We start from the raw sequence: 17,765 nt of genomic DNA, 5'->3' as shown, positions 1-17,765 counted from the left end.
CCAGCCTATGCTTCCAGCAGTTCTTTAAGCTGCTGTAATTTTTCGGCTGCCAGCTTCACGACTGGCTGTGGAACGGAAGAGTCATAATCCAGACCGTGAGGGAAGGTGGCTTTGCCAAGATAAACGGCTTCAACAGCAAGAACGGTATCCGGTTTTTCCAATTTGCCTTCCACTGCGCGGGTATTAATGCGTACAAAGTATTCTGATTTGGTTTGTTCATCTTCAATTTTGTAGTCATATGTAGCACGGTAATATTCCCATTGCCACCGGACAAATCCGACTTTCTCGGCGCTCTCATCCAGGTATGCCAAGTCGCTCTTCAAGCCATCCAAGCCTGTATTCTCAAAAATCATAAGCGTCTGATCCTCCTCATAAGCTTCCGAGTGTAATTTCTCGTGCATTTCTCTAGTTCATGATAGTATGTTTCCCCTTCCCGTGCAAGCTTTCAAGGGGTGTTTCGTATCGGTTTTCTTCCAATTCTGCTACAATATACAGCAATAGGTTTGAAGAGGAAGGTTCGGGGTTGATTCAAAGTCCCGTTCAAGATTGAAAGGGTGGAGAGACATGACTAATAATATATGGTGGGAAGATCTGCAGATCCACATGGTGGAATGGCGGCGTCACCTTCATCGCAATCCTGAGGTTTCCTTTCATGAGGAGAAGACATCCTCTTTTGTAGCGGATATGTTGGAGAGCTTTGGCGTTGAAGTGAAGCGTCATGTAGGCGGTCACGGAGTCATCGGTACGATTCGTGGGGACAAGCCAGGGCCTGTCGTTATGCTGCGGGCCGATATGGACGCATTGCCGATTCAGGATGAGAAGAATATCGAATATGCCTCACAACAAGCCGGAGCGATGCATGCATGCGGCCACGATGGTCATATCTCGATCTTGCTCGGTACGGCATTGTATTTCAGCCGTCACAAGCAGGAGATCCGAGGCGAGATCCGCTTTTTGTTCCAGCCCGCAGAAGAACTGCTTCCGGGCGGTGCAGTCCAGGTCATTGCGGATGGTGCGCTTGAAGGTGTGGATGTCATATACGGGATTCATTTGTGGACCCCGCTGCCTGTAGGCGTTGTGGCCAGTAAAGCAGGACCGATGATGGCGGCGGCCGACGACTTTTACATTGAGATCAAAGGCAAAGGTGGACATGGCGGTATGCCGCAATCCACGATAGACAGTCTTATCGCGGGTTCTGCGCTTGTGATGCAGCTTCAGACGGTTGTTAGTCGTTCTGTTGATCCATTGCAACCAGCAGTGCTGACCATTGGTACAATGCAGGCTGGCTCCGCTCAGAATGTAATTGCAGAGCAATGCAAAATGAGTGGTACGGTAAGAACATTCGACGAAGAGACACGTAATGGGATGAAAGAGCGAGTGCTTACTATGGTGGCCCAGACAGGGGCTGCGTACGGGGCAGAGACTCAAGTGAAATATATTATGGGATATCCGCCTGTGGTGAATGATGAACTGGAGACAGCGCGTTTCTTCAGGGAGGCTACAGAAGTATTTGGGGCAGAACGAGTGCAAACGTCGCCGATGTTGATGCCAGCGGAAGATTTCGCGTATTATCTGCAGAAGGTTCCAGGGTGCTTTATGTTTGTTGGAGCAGGTAATCCGGATAAAAATGCGATTTACCCGCATCATCATCCAATGTTTGATTTTGATGAAGATGCGATGCAGACGGCCGTTAGATTATTTATCGCCATGGCTAAGGGTTACACAGCCGAATGACTTTAGATGCAGTTGGGCATCCTGTTCATACCAAGGTATGGGCAGGATGTTTTTTTTGTGGATTTTATAGAAGTTGTTCAAAAAGTCCACTTTTCGTTACTGAAATTAGACTTTTTGAACTCGAAATTATGGAGGTTCATTTTCGGAAGCTTCCGGAACTGGACTTTTTTGTGATAGGAGGAAGTTTCGAATGGAAGGAACAGAACATACAGAGAGAACGGATGCTTGTATCGTTCAACGGGATTTTACGGTTTTGCTGGAAGTCGGCCACCCCGGATTCGACAGAGCGAGAGGGCAGCTTGGGAAGTATTCAGAACTGGTCAAGACACCGACAACATTTCATACCTATCGAATCACTCCGTTATCGCTCTGGAATGCGGCTGCACTGGGATGGAATGCAGATCAGGTGATCGCAAGTCTGGAGTCGGTATCCCGCTGGAACGTGCCTGCTGCACTCATTCAGGATGTCTGCAGGATCATGGATCAGTACGGCAAATTAAAGCTGCATTCCCAAGCAGATCACGCCAGAATGCGTCTTTACAGTGAGGATGAACGCTTGCTGGATGAGTTGAGTGGATTGAAAACGATAGCTGCCTTTCGTATGCAACGCACGGACGCCCATGAGCTGCTGCTCTCAGGAGAGCAGCGAGGGTTATTGAAAAGGGAATTAACACGGCTGGGTTACCCGGTACTTGATTATGTGGGATATCGGGAGGGAACCAGACTTTCATTCGAGTGGCGAACCAATGATTCAGGGGACCAATCAGAGCGATTTGCGTTGCGTTCCTATCAGAGAGAGGCTGTGGATGCATTCGAAGGCAGTGAGGGCATGGGAGGAAGCGGATTGCTGGTGTTACCTTGCGGAGCAGGCAAAACGGTCATTGGCATGGCCGTTCTGGAGCGGCTTCAATGTGAATGCCTTATTTTGACGTCCAATACAACGTCTGTGCGACAGTGGATTCAGGAAATTCAAGACAAAACAACGATTACCAGCGAACAGATTGGTGAATATTCCGGTCAGAAAAAACAGGTGAAACCTGTGACTGTAGCTACCTATCAGATTCTTACACATCGGAAATCCAAGGATGCTGATTTTACCCATATCAAACTGCTCAGTGAGCGGCAATGGGGTCTGATCATATATGACGAAGTGCATTTGCTGCCAGCCCCGGTGTTTCGTGCAACTGCGGATATTCAAGCTACTCGAAGACTGGGATTAACGGCTACCTTGGTTCGAGAGGATGGCTGTGAACAGGATGTATTCTCGTTGATTGGGCCGAAGCTCTATGATATGCCGTGGAAACAGCTGGAGCAGCAAGGGTGGATTGCCGATGTACAATGCCAGGAGATACGTATCCCGTTCTCCCCAGAACTAAGATCGAATTATCTGCAAGCCGAGGTTAAGCATCAATTTCGATTGGCTGCCGAGAATCCGGCGAAGGTACATGTGGTCAAACGTTTGCTGGAGCGTCATCGCGATCTGCCTGCACTTGTGATTGGACAATATCTGGATCAACTTGAGTTGATTGCCCGGGAAATTAAAGCGCCTTTGATTTCAGGCACAATGTCGCAGCAAGAGCGAATAAAATGGTTTGCCGCTTTTCGACGTGGGGAGATTAAAACGATTGTTGTATCCAAGGTTGCCAATTTTGCCGTGGATCTGCCAGATGCTGCGGTTGCGCTTGAGATATCTGGGAGTTTCGGTTCAAGGCAGGAAGAAGCACAACGGTTGGGACGAATTCTCAGACCAAAAGCTGGGGAAAACAAAGCTTACTTCTATGCACTGGTATCAGAGGACAGCAAGGAACAAGAGTTTGCGTTAAACCGTCAGATGTTCTTGGTGGAGCAGGGATATGAATATGCCATCGTTCATGAGAACGAATAGTCCATTTATACTCGCGAAAAGAGGAGGGATTGGGATATGTCTTCATTTGAACCAATAGATGAGCCTGTGGTACTGAACCTCGATTCATGGTCAAAGCTTGCTTTGGTGGAACAAAAAGTGCTTGGTGCAATTTTTCACAAACATGCCGGTCAGCCTTTTTCCTCACTCCTGCCGCGAGAACAGTGGGCCATCGAAGGACTAAGTGTCGCAGAAGCCAAATCTTCATTCGCCAATCTTAGGCAGCAAAGATGGATAGAATCTGTTCATAAGAGTTGGGGGGAGCGATTATTCTATATTCCTGCTTCGCTGATGGAGACATTAACGATTGCTTATGTGCAAAGAGTAGGTTTAACCGTTGAACAGAATACAAAGCATGCTCATGTACTACAGGAGGGAAAGCCGGATATTGCTGCAGAGTTACTTCATCTGATAGCCTGGATCGGAAGAGAAGGACTTCCCTTGACAGGTAAGGGCACCATACATAAGAAAACCGTTCAAAAATTAAGTGCGATCACCGTATTATCTTCGACAGACTTTGATGGTTTGGGCATCCGATATGAACATTCGGATCTGTATCCGATCCACGTAGCGATCCTTCTCGATCTACTGCTCAGTCTGAATCTGGCTCAGAAGGAAGATGGCCGAATTCGGATCGTAGATCATCAATTACAACAGTGGTTGAAGCTTTCATGGGGACAGATGCATCGGGAGGTATATCAAGCTTGTGTGGACAGATACGGGAATACCGAGCCTGCGCTACAGCATTTCCGTCATCAATTGGCCGTACTTGCTCCAGGGAAGAACGTATGGTGTCGTACAGTGAATTCGACATTGGAACCTCAGATCAGGGGCTGGCTTTATGCACTGGCTGGTTGGGGTTATGGTGATGTTGGAGAAGATCAGTCAGGAGCAATGGCATTCCGTTGGTTAATTGAACCACAGAGCCTGCTGAATCTACGTCAAGAGGCGGAAGGTGAGGCGGAGTCGTGTGGATTTTACATGCAGCCAGATTTCGAAATGTTGGTGCCACCGGAAGCAGGCCCTGATGTAATCTGGATGCTGGAGCAATGCGTAGAGCGGGTGACGCGTGATCGGATATCCATCTACCGCATGACAAGAGAGCGGATCATTTTGGCCATAGCCAAAGGACATGCATTACATGAAGTGATGGAGTTTCTGGATCAATATGCCCTGACAGGCGTGCCGGAGAATGTACGTATTGCATTAGCAGATTGGGGGAAGGAAGCTGATGCTGCATCAGTGGCTGTAGAGCGGAACATGGAGGTAATGGAGGCAAGTACAGGCTTCACAGAGAATCAAAAGTTATTCGAAAAAGATGTCTTGAGCGGTGTATATTCTTCTTTTTACATACCTGGTAATCAAGGTCTGGTTGATATGCCTGCATTGCTGCATGGGATGGAACGTGATCATGCTGTAATCGAGAAGACGGTCTCTCTGTTGGGGGTTGAGGAGATACCGGAGACCTGGTACAGGGAGTGGCGTCGATATCACAGTTCAACAGCACGACAGATTGCTGCCAAAGCCATTGAGTGGCAGACCAAGTTGGGGATACAACAGGATGATTGCACTCAATACCTCATTCCACATCAGGTGGAGGGGCGTGAAGAATGGACATTAAGCGGTTGGTGTATTTTGGATTCAAGTGAACGTACATCTGAGATAGAATGGCGTACATTCTCCCCGTCGGAGTGGGATACGATGCGTCTTATCCTACCAGATGATGTCATAACCTGACTATTTCAAATGAATATCAGGTTGAAAGGCGAATTTTCGAATTCCCCTTATTTCTAATTGCAGGAAAAACTCTTCTTAACTATTCATGGATATGCTATGATGAGATAGTCTACGTTAAGTAGAACTTTATATATAGATAGGATGAATATTTCATGAGCGTAGCGGAAATGAACACGGTCGATATGGCCCAAGTGTTAACGGGCGCATATGAACTGGGCGACATGATTAACCAATCTGCCGAAGTATCGGATTATTTATATTGGAAGCAGCAAGTCGAAACTACCCCTGAGATTCAGACAGGGATTCGGAAGCTGAATGCCAAGAAGGAATTGTTTGAAGAAACACAGCGTTTTGGTCATTTTCACCCGGATTACCATGCAGCGAAAGATCAGGTGAAGGCTCTGGAACAGGAGTTGGAAAATTTCGAGGCGGTAATCCGCTTCAAACAGGCAGAGAAGTCCCTGGATGATATGTTATTCCAGATGTCAGAGACCATTGCATTCGCAGTGTCAACGACCATTAAGGTACCGAGCAACGATCCGAATCCGAAGGGCGGCTGCGGTAGTGGCGGCAAGTGTGGTTGCAGTTAAGTAATCATTATAGAAGGGCGGGGAACGATGATGTTTGCGGAAAGGACTGGATTCATTATTTGGGTCAGTGATTTGAAGGCTGCCCGTAATCTCGAAAAATATGGCACCGTGCATTATATCTCCCGCCGTATGCATTATGTGGTCATGTATGTTAATGCAGAACGGGCAGAAGATACGATGAAAAATGTGAAGCGACTTTCCTATGTGCGCAAGATCGAACGCTCGTATCGAAATGAGATTAAAACCGAGTATGCCAGCAAAACCATGGACAAAACAAGTTTTTACGGAATATAGACAAGAAACTGGAGGGGCCCTTTGGGGTCGCTCCTTTCTTGAATTATGCACAAACGGACTTTTGTGAAAAAAAGTTAAACTTATGCCTTGAGGTTGCAGGACTTATGTTGTAATATATTTGGTAATAAATAGATAGAAAGTCCTATCTGGTGGAGAGTGATTCCCTTGCGTGATAAGGTGATGCAACGTTGGAGCACCTACGAGCCGTTTTTTGTGGCTCTTGGAGACAAGAAAGTGGCCGACATCGTCATTACCCATCATGCCAAGATGCGGTATGCAGACCGTATTGAGCCTGCACGTAGTGATGATGACCATATTGCAGCGTGGTTATGGGAGTGTCTGAAGCAGGACCGTATAACACCATACTACCGTAATGAACAGGACGTCTACCTGATTGATGAGGATCTGGTTGTGGTCGCCGAATTTTCCGAACTTGAAGGAGAATATGATATTGCGGGCAACCCGCTGCACAAAATGATTGTAGTTACGTTTCTGGGACGTATGTCGGAGACCATTGAGTTGAGGGACCTGAAGTCATATTATTCATGGTTAAGACATTCAAGAAGAATGACGCTGGTCAAAAATAGCCGCAAGCATAAGTAAGTTGAGTAGATTCAATATGTTGAAATCATAGATTCAAGTATTATCGCATGCAGACAAGCTGCATGCTTTTTTTGTTGCCAAGCGGGAAATCGGCTACAATGTAGAGAGTGTAATCGAAGAGGGGCGAAGATATGAATTTTCACCAATTGCATATTTTTTATACGGTAGCAGAGAAAGGCAGCTTCTCAGCTGCTGCACAAGCATTACATATGACTCAACCGGCAGTAACGATGCAGATTCAATCACTGGAGGACTATTTCGGAACCAAGTTATTGCATCGTTCCACCAAAAAAATAGAATTATCTGAGGCTGGCCGGACTTTATTGCCTCATGCGAAACGGAGCGTAGAACTGGTCCGACAGACGGATGAAGCGATGTCGGCGTTTACCCAGATGTTACAGGGCCGACTCCAGCTTGGAGCGAGTTTAACGATCGGGGAGTATGTGCTTCCACGCATGCTCGGACCGTTTGCGCTTCAGTATCCCGATATTTCCATCGTCATGAAAGTGATGAATACAACGCAAATTATGGATGATATATTGAAGCACCAGCTTAATTTTGGTCTGATTGAAGCGCCAGTACACCACCCGGACATGATTGTAGAGCCTGTCATGCAGGATGAGCTAAAACTGATTGTACCTGCCGGGCATGATCTGGCTAAGCGTAGCAAAGTGAACCTTGAAGATGTGATGAATTATCCCTTTGTGCTGCGTGAGAAAGGTTCAGGTACCCGTCAGGTGATGGAAGACCAATTGCAAAAGAAAAAGATTGATCCACAGGATATGAATGTGGTGATGGAACTTGGCAGTACAGGAGCGGTAAAATCGGCTGTAGAGGCAGGGGTAGGCATTACGATGTTATCTCCTTCTTCCGTGCAGCATGAGCTAGCTCTGGGACTCGTTCATATTGTGGATATCCGTGGACTCGAATTCAAACGGCAGTTCTATGCTATCCATCTAAAATCGTCCTTGTTGCCCCTGTCAGCTGTCGCTTTCCTGAATTATCTGCGTCAACAGGAGCAACCTGAGCCGGAACACAAGACAGGGAAGGCATAATAGACGGAAACTCAATGATAGATGAGATTTAATCCAAATGACTCACATAAAGGAGCTGTTGTACATGGATCAACACCAAGGACGCTGTGATCTTCATACCCATAGTCAGGCCTCCGACGGAATGCAGCCACCAGCTGATAATGTGAAGCTTGCCAAGCAAAAAGGACTATCTGCGGTTGCCCTAACGGACCATGATACAGTAGCTGGTGTAGCGGAAGCACAGCAAGCGGGGAAAGAGTTCGAAATTGATGTAGTTGCTGGAGTGGAGATCAGCACCCGGGCTGGCGGCAAAGATATTCATGTACTGGGCTATTACGTAAATACGGAGGATGAGCAGTTCCTGCAACGGTTGCGCGGATTACGTGAAGCGCGAGATGGGCGGAATCATCTGATTATTGGCAAGCTACAGGAACTCGGGCTTGATATAACCTGGCAAGAGGTACTCGATGAGCTGGGACGGCCGTTAGAGCCGGATGAGAGTATCGGAAGACCTCATATGGCTGATGTGTTGGTGAAGAAGGGATATGCTATCGACATGCGGGATGCATTCGATCGATATCTTGCGGAAGGCAAGCCTGGCTTCGTATCTGTACCCCGAGTTGCACCCAAGGATGCATGCGAGTGGATCAGAGCCGCAGGGGGAGCCGCTGTGATTGCCCATCCGGGTCTCTATCATGATGATGAATTGGTGCGACGTATCATCGAAGACTCTCATCCAGATGGTATTGAAGTATTTCATTCGGACCATGGCCCGGAAGAGGAACGCAGGTATGCTGAGATGGCCCGGGAATATGACCTCATTGAGACTGGTGGATCGGATTATCATGGCGCACGGCAAGGTGTTGTTTTCCACGGGGATCTCGGTAGCAAGACCGTAACGCTTGATGTGTTGGAGAGGCTGAAGGCTGCTGCTTCACAGCAAAAGGGAGTATAGGCGAAACGTGGTAAAGCTTTATCTGACTAAATGAATTCTGCATTATTGAAATATATTTTAAGGTCGAAGTAGTATAGGACATGCAAACATGATAGGCCTAAACCTTCATGTGTGTGTGTCCTTTTTTGTGTTAATAAGAGTCTATGTAATCGAATAATTTACCCAATCGCCACGTGTAGCTCCAAGACGCTCGAATAATTGCTGTGCCCGCTCATTAGTTACTGCTGTGATCCAGGACATATAAGCACATCCTTGTTCACGCGTATATTGTTGGCAGTGTGCAAATAATTTGGCTTCCGCTTCGCCCTCTCGGAATGTTTCCGTCACAAAAAGATCATTCATAATGGCAACACGCTCTGCTTTCATCGTGCTGTAAGTAAAGAACAGGGTGGAAAATCCGATAAGCTCCCCGTCCTGTTCTGCCACGAATTGAGCGCCGATCTGCTGATTAAGCAGATTGTTAATCAAAAGCTGGATGGATTGATCACCAGGCCAGGGATTATTGTAGAACCCCACCACATAGTCATGCATTAATGCCATCAGGGGTTTCAGATCATCAGGTTGTGTTTCTCGAATATGTATGGTCATGGTACACTTCCTTAACAGTAATTTTAATCATCACAATTGAATTATTATACATATAAATGAATTAATATTCAATAAGAGTAATAAATAAGTTGAACTTCACCTATCACTCAAACAAATAATGCAATAACAAAAATCCCCTGAACCGTTAATGGTCTGGGGATTTTTCTATTGTTACTGTTACATCTATAATATACTATCCATTTTTAATGGTGGATGGCAGGCTCTTGATCAATTCACCATTTGGCGTGACAAACAACGTCTTCTGATGATCATAGATCACAAAACCAGGCTTCGCACCACTTGGTTTGCGTACATGACGGATAAACGTGTAATCCACAGGCACGCTGCTCGACTCCTTGGCTTGGCTGAAATAGGCAGCAAGCTGTGCTGCTTCTTCCAATGTAGCTTCACCAAAGTCCGTACTGCGAATGACGACATGGGAACCTGGAATGTCTTTGGTGTGCAGCCAAGTGTCGTTGGAAGAAGCGAGACGGTTGGTCACATACTCATTTTGCAGGTTATTTTTGCCCACAAGAATATCAATTCCCTCGGAGGAGGTGAACTGGTGTACGGTCGGACGGTCGCTTTTTTTCTTCTTTTTACCCTTTTTGTTACGATCACGAAGGTATCCCTGTTGCACAAGCTCATCCCGAATTTCCTCAATGTCGTTCATCGATGCGATGGACAGCTGCTGCAACAGATTATCGAGATAGTCAATCTCGTCTTTGGTTTTGCCAAGTTGCTCATGAATAACAGCCAGACTGTTCTTGTATTTGTTATACCGCTTGAAGTAACGCTGTGCGTTGTCAGACGGTGTGAGCAGCGGATCAAGCTGAATAGTAATGTTGGCTTGGTCTTCATCGTAGAAGTTCACAAGCTCCACACTCTTGTCCCCTTTGTGGACCTGATGCAGGGAGGCAAACAGTAACTCACCCCATAGTCTGAACTTGTCTGCATCGTCTGCTTCCAGCAGGTCCTTGTTCAGGTTGTCCAGCTTTTTGATGTTCTTGCTGCGCTCATTCTGCAGAAAACGGAGCAGATCACTTACTCTCTGTTTTACCGTGTCCCGTTCAGCCTTGTCTCCGTAGTAATCTTCCATGCACTTGCTCATCGTGTCATAGGTTTTCTCCAAGTCCTGAATGCTCTCAAGATGAACGGCCGAGAAAATCATTTTGCCTTTGGCGTTCATTCCCGTTACAGGCATGTAGATATGATCTCTGACAGGTCCCATCACGGCTTCAAAAGCGTTCCAGAGTGCCCCCGCCTCAATCCGGCTCTCACCCTCCACTACAGCCTGAGTGCTTACCGTGTCTTCAGCAGCAGTCCCACGAGCGGCAATCTCTCCCGCAATTAGCGGGCTAAGACCGCTAAAGGCATTCACAAGCCAGCGGGATGCCTCTTCTTCAGCGGCATGATAGCTGTCCTCGAATGCTGCACGGCTCACTTCGAGCGGATTACTTTTATGTTGTTCGGGTGGAGCGGTATAGGAGAATCCAGGCATGATTACCCGATAGCTACTGATGGACGGAGTCACATGATGAATGCCATCCAGAATCGTTCCAGTTACAGGATCAAGTAAAATAATATTACTGTGACGCCCCATCAATTCAATGATGATTCGTTTAACCGAAACATCCCCCAGTTCGTCGCGCTGGCGCACATTGATGTGGATAATACGCTCCATGCCAATCTGACGGATCTCCTCAATGATTGCACCTTCACAGTGCTTACGTAGCAACATGCAGAACATGGGTGCTTCAGTAGGGTTTAGAAATGTCTTTTCCGTATAATGCACACGAGGATATGTCGGGCTTGCCGAAACAAGCAATTTACTATTTCCGCGCTGAGCACGCAGGGTGAGAACTACGTCATGGCCATTCGGCTGATGGATCTTGCTGATACGTCCACCAATGCAGCCTTGCAATTCATGAACAATGGCTCGTGTTACGATGCCGTCCAATGCCATTTTTTCCACTTCCTCTCTCTATCGAGCATCTGCATTTTATCATCATGCCAAATGCTTCATCTATATAACTGAAACGAGCAACCAGGTTATGTAAAAAAACAGGACTGGCTGCAGATTCTTCGTTGCTTGCCTGTTGAACGCTGGAATCGGTACTGCGCAGAACATCGCAGACTTTTATTTTAGCCTATTCTGTCCATCAGGGAAAGGATTCACCTCTTGGGTGCTAATCACAGACCTGTCCGAATACATATAGAGCAGGTAGTTTGTCCGGCATAGTGTACAGCCTGTCGACCAGCGCGCCGGTGAAGCATTGAGCTTGTTTTGCAGATGAAATACAGACTGGGAGGGAACCTTGAAGCATGGAACATACCAAGTGGCATCAACTTAGTGATGAAGAGCTTCGTAACACTCTTGGCATCAGCCCGCAGGAAGGATTGACGGATGAAGCTGTAACAGAGAAGAGGAAAGTAGTCGGTTCAAATGAGCTGAGCGAGGGGAAACGCATTTCTCCCATTACATTGCTCTTGAATCAGTTCAAGGATTTTATGGTACTGGTGTTGATGGGAGCAACGTTGGTATCCGGATTGTTAGGTGAGTATCTGGATGCAGTAACGATTGTGGCCATTATCGTACTGAATGCCATTCTGGGGTTTGTACAGGAATTCCGGGCAGAACGATCTCTTCGTGCATTGAAACAGTTGTCCGCACCTCTTGCCAAAGTGCTTCGATCGGGCCAGGAAGTACATCTTGCCGCCAAACAGCTCGTACCCGGGGATATTGTCATGGTTGAAAGTGGTGACCGAATACCTGCTGATGTACGCTGGCTGCAAACGAACAGTCTGGATGTCGAGGAGTCGGCACTTACTGGGGAATCGGTTCCCGTAAGCAAGCATTGCCTTCCGATTGCCGACGAGGACGTTCCGTTGGGTGATCAGAAGAATATTGGTTTTATGGGTACCATGGTCACGCGTGGTACGGCTAAAGGTGTGGTTATCCGTACGGGAATGGAGACCGAGATGGGCAAGATTGCCGATCTGATCCAGAATACGGAGGAGCAGGAAACACCGCTACAACACAGGCTGGAACAACTGGGCAAAATTTTGATTTTTGTCGCATTGGGATTAACCGTCATGGTCGTTGTCGCAGGAATATTGCACGGACAACCAGCCGTTGGCATGTTTCTGGCAGGGGTCAGCCTCGCGGTGGCCGCCATACCGGAGGGTCTGCCGGCCATTGTAACCATTGCGCTCGCACTTGGAGTACAGCGAATGATCAAACGTAAAGCCATTGTGCGCAAACTGCCTTCAGTCGAAACCCTTGGCTGTGCGTCCGTAATCTGTTCGGATAAGACAGGCACACTCACCCAGAACAAGATGACGGTAACGGATGTGTGGCTGGAGGGACGCAGCATCAAGGTTACTGGGGATGGTTATGCACCTGAGGGGCAGATGCTGGAGAACGGTCGAACGGTGGAATTGAAGAGTGACCAATCTCTACGCAGAATGCTTCAGATCAGCGCACTTTGCAACAATGCCAGTATTGTGGAGAGTGATGCAAACGAATTAGGAAACAAGAAAAAAGGCAAAGATACCAAAAAGGAAAGCAAGAAAAATACAAAAAAAGATGATTACAAAGAAGAAGCGGACCAGCGAGATAATGTATTCTGGGAGCTGAAGGGTGATCCGACGGAAGGGGCACTGGTTACACTGGCCTCCAAAATGGGGCTTACGCCTACTGGCCTCAAAGAGTTGTATGCCCGCCAGCAGGAGTTCCCGTTTGATTCGGAGCGTAAACGCATGTCGGTCCTGGTTCATCACCAGGGAGGACGAATGATCTATACCAAAGGTGCACCGGATGTGTTGATCGGACACTGCAGTTATATTTTATGGGAAGGCAAGGTAGTACCTTTCACCGGAACACTGCGGCAAAAAGTGATGGCAGCCAACGAGAGCATGGCCGGAGCGGCACTGCGTGTCCTCGGGATGGCCTATCGTGAAGTGCGACCGGAGGAAAAAGTGGCTGACGAACACGCCGCCGAAAGTCAGCTTGTCTTCGTCGGACTTGCAGGTATGATTGATCCGCCGCGTCGTGAAGTGCGAGATGCGATTGCAACATGCCGCAAGGCGGGCATACGTACCGTCATGATCACAGGTGATCATGGAACAACGGCAGAAGCCATTGCGCATCAGCTGGGGATTCTTCCACGTGGAGGTGCCTCGCTAAGCGGTCAGCAACTGGCAGGCATGACGGACGAGCAACTGGATAAACAGGTTGAGGGCATATACGTGTTCTCAAGGGTATCTCCTGAACATAAACTTCGCATCGTGAAATCGTTCCAGCGCAAAGGGCATGTCGTCGCCATGACGGGGGATGGGGTGAACGACGCTCCGGCGATTAAAGCGGCTGACATCGGGATCGCGATGGGCATTACAGGCACAGATGTGACGAAGGAAGCTTCGGCGCTCATTCTAAGTGATGATAACTTCTCAACCATTGTGGCTGCGATTGAAGAAGGACGTAATATTTATGAGAACATCCGTAAGTTTATCCGTTATTTGCTGGCATCGAACGTGGGCGAGATTTTAACAATGTTCTTTGCGATGATGATGGGCTTGCCCCTGCCACTCGTACCGATTCAGATTCTGTGGGTTAACCTGGTGACGGATGGCTTACCTGCCATGGCGCTCGGGGTAGATCAGCCTGAGAAAGATTTAATGGAACACAAACCCCGTGGCGCCAAGGAAAATATTTTTGCCCGCAGACTGGGTTGGAAAATCGTCAGCCGGGGTGTATTGATTGGATTATGTACACTCGGAGCGTTCTGGCTTACCCTTCAGGCTGCACCGGATAACCCGGGTCAACTGATCAAGGCACAGTCTGTGGCTTTTGCTACACTCGTTTTGGCACAGCTTATTCATGTCTTTGACTGCCGTAGTTCGCGGTCCATCTTCCACCGGAATCCGCTACAGAACAAATATCTGGTTCTTGCGGTTATTTCATCGGTTGTACTGATGCTGGTTGTAATGTACGTTGAACCGTTGCAGCCGATCTTCAAAACCGTACCTCTAGGATTGCGTGAATGGGCGATCTGTATCGTTGCTGCGGGTATCCCGACGTTCCTTATGGGCGCAGGCAGCGTGTGGGGTGGTCGTCGTAACCGCCGTCGTATGGGTGGTTCTGGCCGCTTCGTACCGAAAAGTACAAAGTTTTCAGCATAAAATCAATAGCTTTTCCTGATCCATTTCGGTATGCTATCCTCAAAATGATTCGAAGCGGCAGCTTTGGCATTTTGCAGGATAGCTTTTTTGTGTGCAAATGTTGAATATGAATTTCTATGGTGATCCTGTAGAAGAGCAAGAACATAGCTTTGGCAGCAGACTGCCAAAAGGAGTGGGCAAGATTATGGAATTTACGAAAATGCATGGACTTGGTAACGATTTTATCGTTGTATTTGGTGAAAAGGAGCTTCCGGCAGATGCAGCAGAATTGGCTGTGAAATGGTGCAACCGTTTCTTCGGCATCGGTGCGGACGGCCTGGTTTATATACTACCTTCGGAGAAGGCGGACTTTCAGATGCGCATCATGAATTCAGATGGTTCGGAAGCAGAGCAATGTGGTAATGCCATTCGCTGTGTATCCAAATATGTGTACGATCATGGTCATGTTAGCCAGGAGCAAATTACTATTGAAACGATTGGGGCAGGCGTACAACCAGTGAGTCTCAACATTCGTGATGGTAAAGTGGAAACGGTACGTGTCGACATGGGTGAACCGATCTTGAATGGTCTTCAAGTACCGACAACGGTGGATGCGAATCCCGTGGTTGATCACCACATTGAAGCGAATGGACATGCGTTCAAATTCACTGCGGTATCCATGGGTAACCCGCATGCCGTCATCTACGTTGATGATGCTGTGAATTTTGATCTCACAACTTGGGGCCCACTTCTGGAAGTACATCCGATGTTCCCGAAAAAAATCAATGTGGAATTCGCCACAGTTCGTGACCGTGGATATGTGGACATGCGTGTATGGGAACGGGGAGCTGGTCCAACACTTGCTTGCGGAACCGGAGCTTGTGCAACACTGGTATCCTCTGTCCTGAATGGACATACAGATCGTACAGCCATCATCAGCCTCAAGGGTGGAGATCTCCACATTGAGTGGAATGAAGCTGACAATCATGTGTACATGACCGGACCTGCTGAAGTTGTTTTTAAGGGAATCACTTCATAAAAAGTGGAAGGTTTAACCAAAGAGGCCTGCGGGCCTCTTTTTTTACCTTTACAGAATTTATAAGATTTCGGGGTCCCCGCAAAGTACCTGAGTTAGCCTCGAAGCCAAAGCCCCACTTTGTGGGGTGATTTTAATCTGTATCAAAAACCTGTGTTTTTCTTCGTTTTTTAGCGTTTTTTGTGTTACATTAGTATGAAAATGATCACAGTCAGGCGGGGGGAAAAGGGATGAAGGCGGATTTGCGCAAAGCTATGCAGGAACGGGTTCTCGTTGGAGATGGGGCCATGGGAACATTTCTGTACCAAATGGGATTTCCGGTAGGGATTTCATATGAAGAGTTGAACTTGATTTCACCTGAAGTGGTGGCAGATGTACATCGCCGTTATCGGGACGCAGGTACAGAAGTATTTGAAACCAATACGTACTCTGCCAATTATGACAAGTTGTCCAAGTTCGGTCTGGAGTCCAAGGTGGAGGACGTGAACCGTGCCGGCGTACGCATTGCCAAAGAGGTAGCTGGAGATAACGGTTATGTGCTTGGTGCAGTTGGTTCCATTCGAGGTGGCAAGCGGACGAACGTGTCTACAAGTGAACTGAAACGCTTCTATCAACAACAGATCTTTGCTTTGCTTGATGAAGGTGTGGATGGCATTCTGCTTGAAACCTTCTATGATATCGAGGAAATGGATATTGCCCTTTTGCAAGCGCGCAAGCTGAGCGATCTGCCTGTGATTGGACAGTTCGCGGTAGAGGATGTAGGACACACACTGGACGGATATACGATGCCTGAAGCATTCCGGATCATGCGGGAGCAGGGCGCAGACGTGATCGGTTTTAACTGTCGCTCAGGTCCAAACGGGATTATGCGAGCCATGGAAACCGTTTCCGGACGTATCGGTATCCCAATGTCTGTTTATCCGAATGCGGGTGCAGCAGACTATGTCGATGGTCAGTTCCGTTATGGTGCGACTCCGGAGTACTTCGGTCAGACGGCAGTGCAATTTGCTGAACTGGGCGCTCGTATTATTGGCGGTTGCTGTGGTACGACACCTGATCATATTACCGCAATGAAAGAGGCGCTCGCTAACTATGTACCTTCGCCTATCTTGGAGCCTGATCCGTCAGAAACCAAAGCGCGTATCGTGCTGCATGAAAATGTGGATGAGCGTTCCGGACGTGGCGGACAGCCTACGATCGTTGATCTGGTCAAGCAACGTCACACAGTCATTGTTGAACTTGACCCGCCACGGGACCTGGACATTGCCAAGTTCATGAAAGGTGCCGAGACTCTGAAAGCAGCCGGAGCGGATGCCCTGACACTGGCGGACAATTCATTAGCGGTTACACGGATGAGCAACATGGCGCTGGGTCACCTCGTTCAGGATCGCACGGGCCTCCGTCCACTGGTGCATATTGCCTGCCGTGACCGTAATCTGATTGGAACGCAGTCCCACATGATGGGTTTTGATGCTCTGGGCATTAATCATGTACTGGCTGTTACAGGTGACCCTGCAAGATTTGGCGATCTGCCAGGTTCAAGCTCGGTATACGATCTGACTTCTTTTGAAATCATACGCATGATCAAGCAGTTGAACGATGGGGTGGCCTTCTCGGGTAAACCGCTGAAGCAGAAAGCTGGCTTTGTGATCGGAGCGGCGTTCAATCCCAATGTGAAACATCTGGAGAAAGCTGTACAACGTCTGGAGAAGAAAATTGCCTCTGGCGCTGATTACATCATGACACAACCGATCTATGATCCTGAGTTGATTGTAGCAATGCACGAAGCGACCAAACATCTGGATGTGCCCATTTTTGTAGGTGTGATGCCACTGGCAAGTGGACGGAATGCAGAGTATCTGCACAACGAGGTTCCGGGAATCCAGCTTTCGGATGAAGTGCGTTCCCGGATGGCAGGTCTGGAAGGTGAAGAGGGTCGTGCGATGGGGGTAAAAATTGCTAAGGAACTGCTGGACGTAGCCACAGCGCATTTCAAAGGCATCTATCTCATGACACCGTTTATGTTCTACGGCATGACGGCTGAACTGACTCAATATGTATGGGAGAAGTCGGAGCATCAATGTCCTACTTGTTTCAACCCTAATAATCAATTACAATAGTAAAACGG

Annotated in this window: 14 protein-coding genes; 11 read left to right on the top strand and 3 right to left on the bottom strand. The window is 47.9% G+C overall.

The window, feature by feature from the left end; all coding sequences use genetic code 11:
- Positions 1–5 precede the first annotated feature (5 nt).
- A complete protein-coding gene (locus MHI06_RS19810; protein WP_062835371.1) occupies positions 6–353 on the bottom strand; it encodes a YugN family protein in 348 nt (115 codons plus the stop codon).
- A gap of 211 nt (positions 354–564) precedes the next feature.
- On the opposite strand from MHI06_RS19810, the gene MHI06_RS19805 reads away from it, so the two are divergent.
- From MHI06_RS19805 to MHI06_RS19770, 8 genes are all read left to right on the top strand, one after another.
- Positions 565–1,734 (top strand): M20 family metallopeptidase, encoded by a 1,170-nt coding sequence (locus tag MHI06_RS19805; RefSeq protein ID WP_169481537.1) that lies wholly within the window; start codon positions 565–567, stop codon positions 1,732–1,734.
- A 190-nt stretch (positions 1,735–1,924) separates the two neighbouring features.
- Positions 1,925–3,619, top strand: coding sequence for a DNA repair helicase XPB (locus tag MHI06_RS19800; protein ID WP_340398849.1), 1,695 nt, complete (start codon positions 1,925–1,927; stop codon positions 3,617–3,619).
- A gap of 36 nt (positions 3,620–3,655) precedes the next feature.
- Positions 3,656–5,374: a helicase-associated domain-containing protein gene (locus tag MHI06_RS19795; RefSeq protein ID WP_340398848.1), complete on the top strand. Its 1,719-nt coding sequence runs from the start codon at positions 3,656–3,658 to the stop codon at positions 5,372–5,374.
- 152 nt (positions 5,375–5,526) lie between these two features.
- Positions 5,527–5,964, top strand: a complete 438-nt coding sequence (locus MHI06_RS19790) for a YlbF family regulator (protein WP_169481534.1) — start codon at positions 5,527–5,529, stop codon at positions 5,962–5,964.
- 30 nt (positions 5,965–5,994) lie between these two features.
- Positions 5,995–6,258, top strand: a complete 264-nt coding sequence (locus tag MHI06_RS19785; protein WP_095290540.1) for a YlbG family protein — start codon at positions 5,995–5,997, stop codon at positions 6,256–6,258.
- Positions 6,259–6,423: 165 nt separating this feature from the next.
- Positions 6,424–6,861 carry a hypothetical protein gene (locus MHI06_RS19780; protein WP_017687436.1) on the top strand — a complete coding sequence of 146 codons (438 nt, stop codon included), beginning with the start codon at positions 6,424–6,426 and terminating at the stop codon, positions 6,859–6,861.
- A 131-nt stretch (positions 6,862–6,992) separates the two neighbouring features.
- On the top strand, positions 6,993–7,916 hold the full coding sequence (locus MHI06_RS19775) for a selenium metabolism-associated LysR family transcriptional regulator (RefSeq protein WP_340398847.1): 924 nt from the start codon (positions 6,993–6,995) through the stop codon (positions 7,914–7,916).
- Positions 7,917–7,980: 64 nt separating this feature from the next.
- Positions 7,981–8,850, top strand: a complete 870-nt coding sequence (locus MHI06_RS19770; protein WP_340398846.1) for a PHP domain-containing protein — start codon at positions 7,981–7,983, stop codon at positions 8,848–8,850.
- Positions 8,851–8,991: 141 nt separating this feature from the next.
- On the opposite strand, the gene MHI06_RS19765 is transcribed toward MHI06_RS19770, so the two are convergent.
- Both MHI06_RS19765 and MHI06_RS19760 read right to left on the bottom strand, forming a co-directional pair.
- Positions 8,992–9,438: a GNAT family N-acetyltransferase gene (locus tag MHI06_RS19765; RefSeq protein WP_340398845.1), complete on the bottom strand. Its 447-nt coding sequence runs from the start codon at positions 9,436–9,438 to the stop codon at positions 8,992–8,994.
- A gap of 193 nt (positions 9,439–9,631) precedes the next feature.
- Positions 9,632–11,404, bottom strand: coding sequence for an NFACT RNA binding domain-containing protein (locus MHI06_RS19760; RefSeq protein WP_340398844.1), 1,773 nt, complete (start codon positions 11,402–11,404; stop codon positions 9,632–9,634).
- Between the two features lie 359 nt (positions 11,405–11,763).
- On the opposite strand from MHI06_RS19760, the gene MHI06_RS19755 reads away from it, so the two are divergent.
- From MHI06_RS19755 to MHI06_RS19745, 3 genes are all read left to right on the top strand, one after another.
- Positions 11,764–14,622 carry a calcium-translocating P-type ATPase, SERCA-type gene (locus MHI06_RS19755; RefSeq protein ID WP_340398842.1) on the top strand — a complete coding sequence of 953 codons (2,859 nt, stop codon included), beginning with the start codon at positions 11,764–11,766 and terminating at the stop codon, positions 14,620–14,622.
- 184 nt (positions 14,623–14,806) lie between these two features.
- A complete protein-coding gene (gene dapF, locus MHI06_RS19750; RefSeq protein ID WP_062836116.1) occupies positions 14,807–15,640 on the top strand; it encodes a diaminopimelate epimerase in 834 nt (277 codons plus the stop codon).
- A 227-nt stretch (positions 15,641–15,867) separates the two neighbouring features.
- Positions 15,868–17,757: a bifunctional homocysteine S-methyltransferase/methylenetetrahydrofolate reductase gene (locus MHI06_RS19745; protein WP_340398841.1), complete on the top strand. Its 1,890-nt coding sequence runs from the start codon at positions 15,868–15,870 to the stop codon at positions 17,755–17,757.
- Positions 17,758–17,765 lie beyond the last annotated feature (8 nt).

It is taken from the genome of Paenibacillus sp. FSL H8-0079 (assembly GCF_037991315.1).
Lineage (GTDB): Bacteria > Bacillota > Bacilli > Paenibacillales > Paenibacillaceae > Paenibacillus.
Note: the sequence above shows the minus strand (reverse complement) of the source record. Positions and strands in the feature narration are given on the sequence as shown.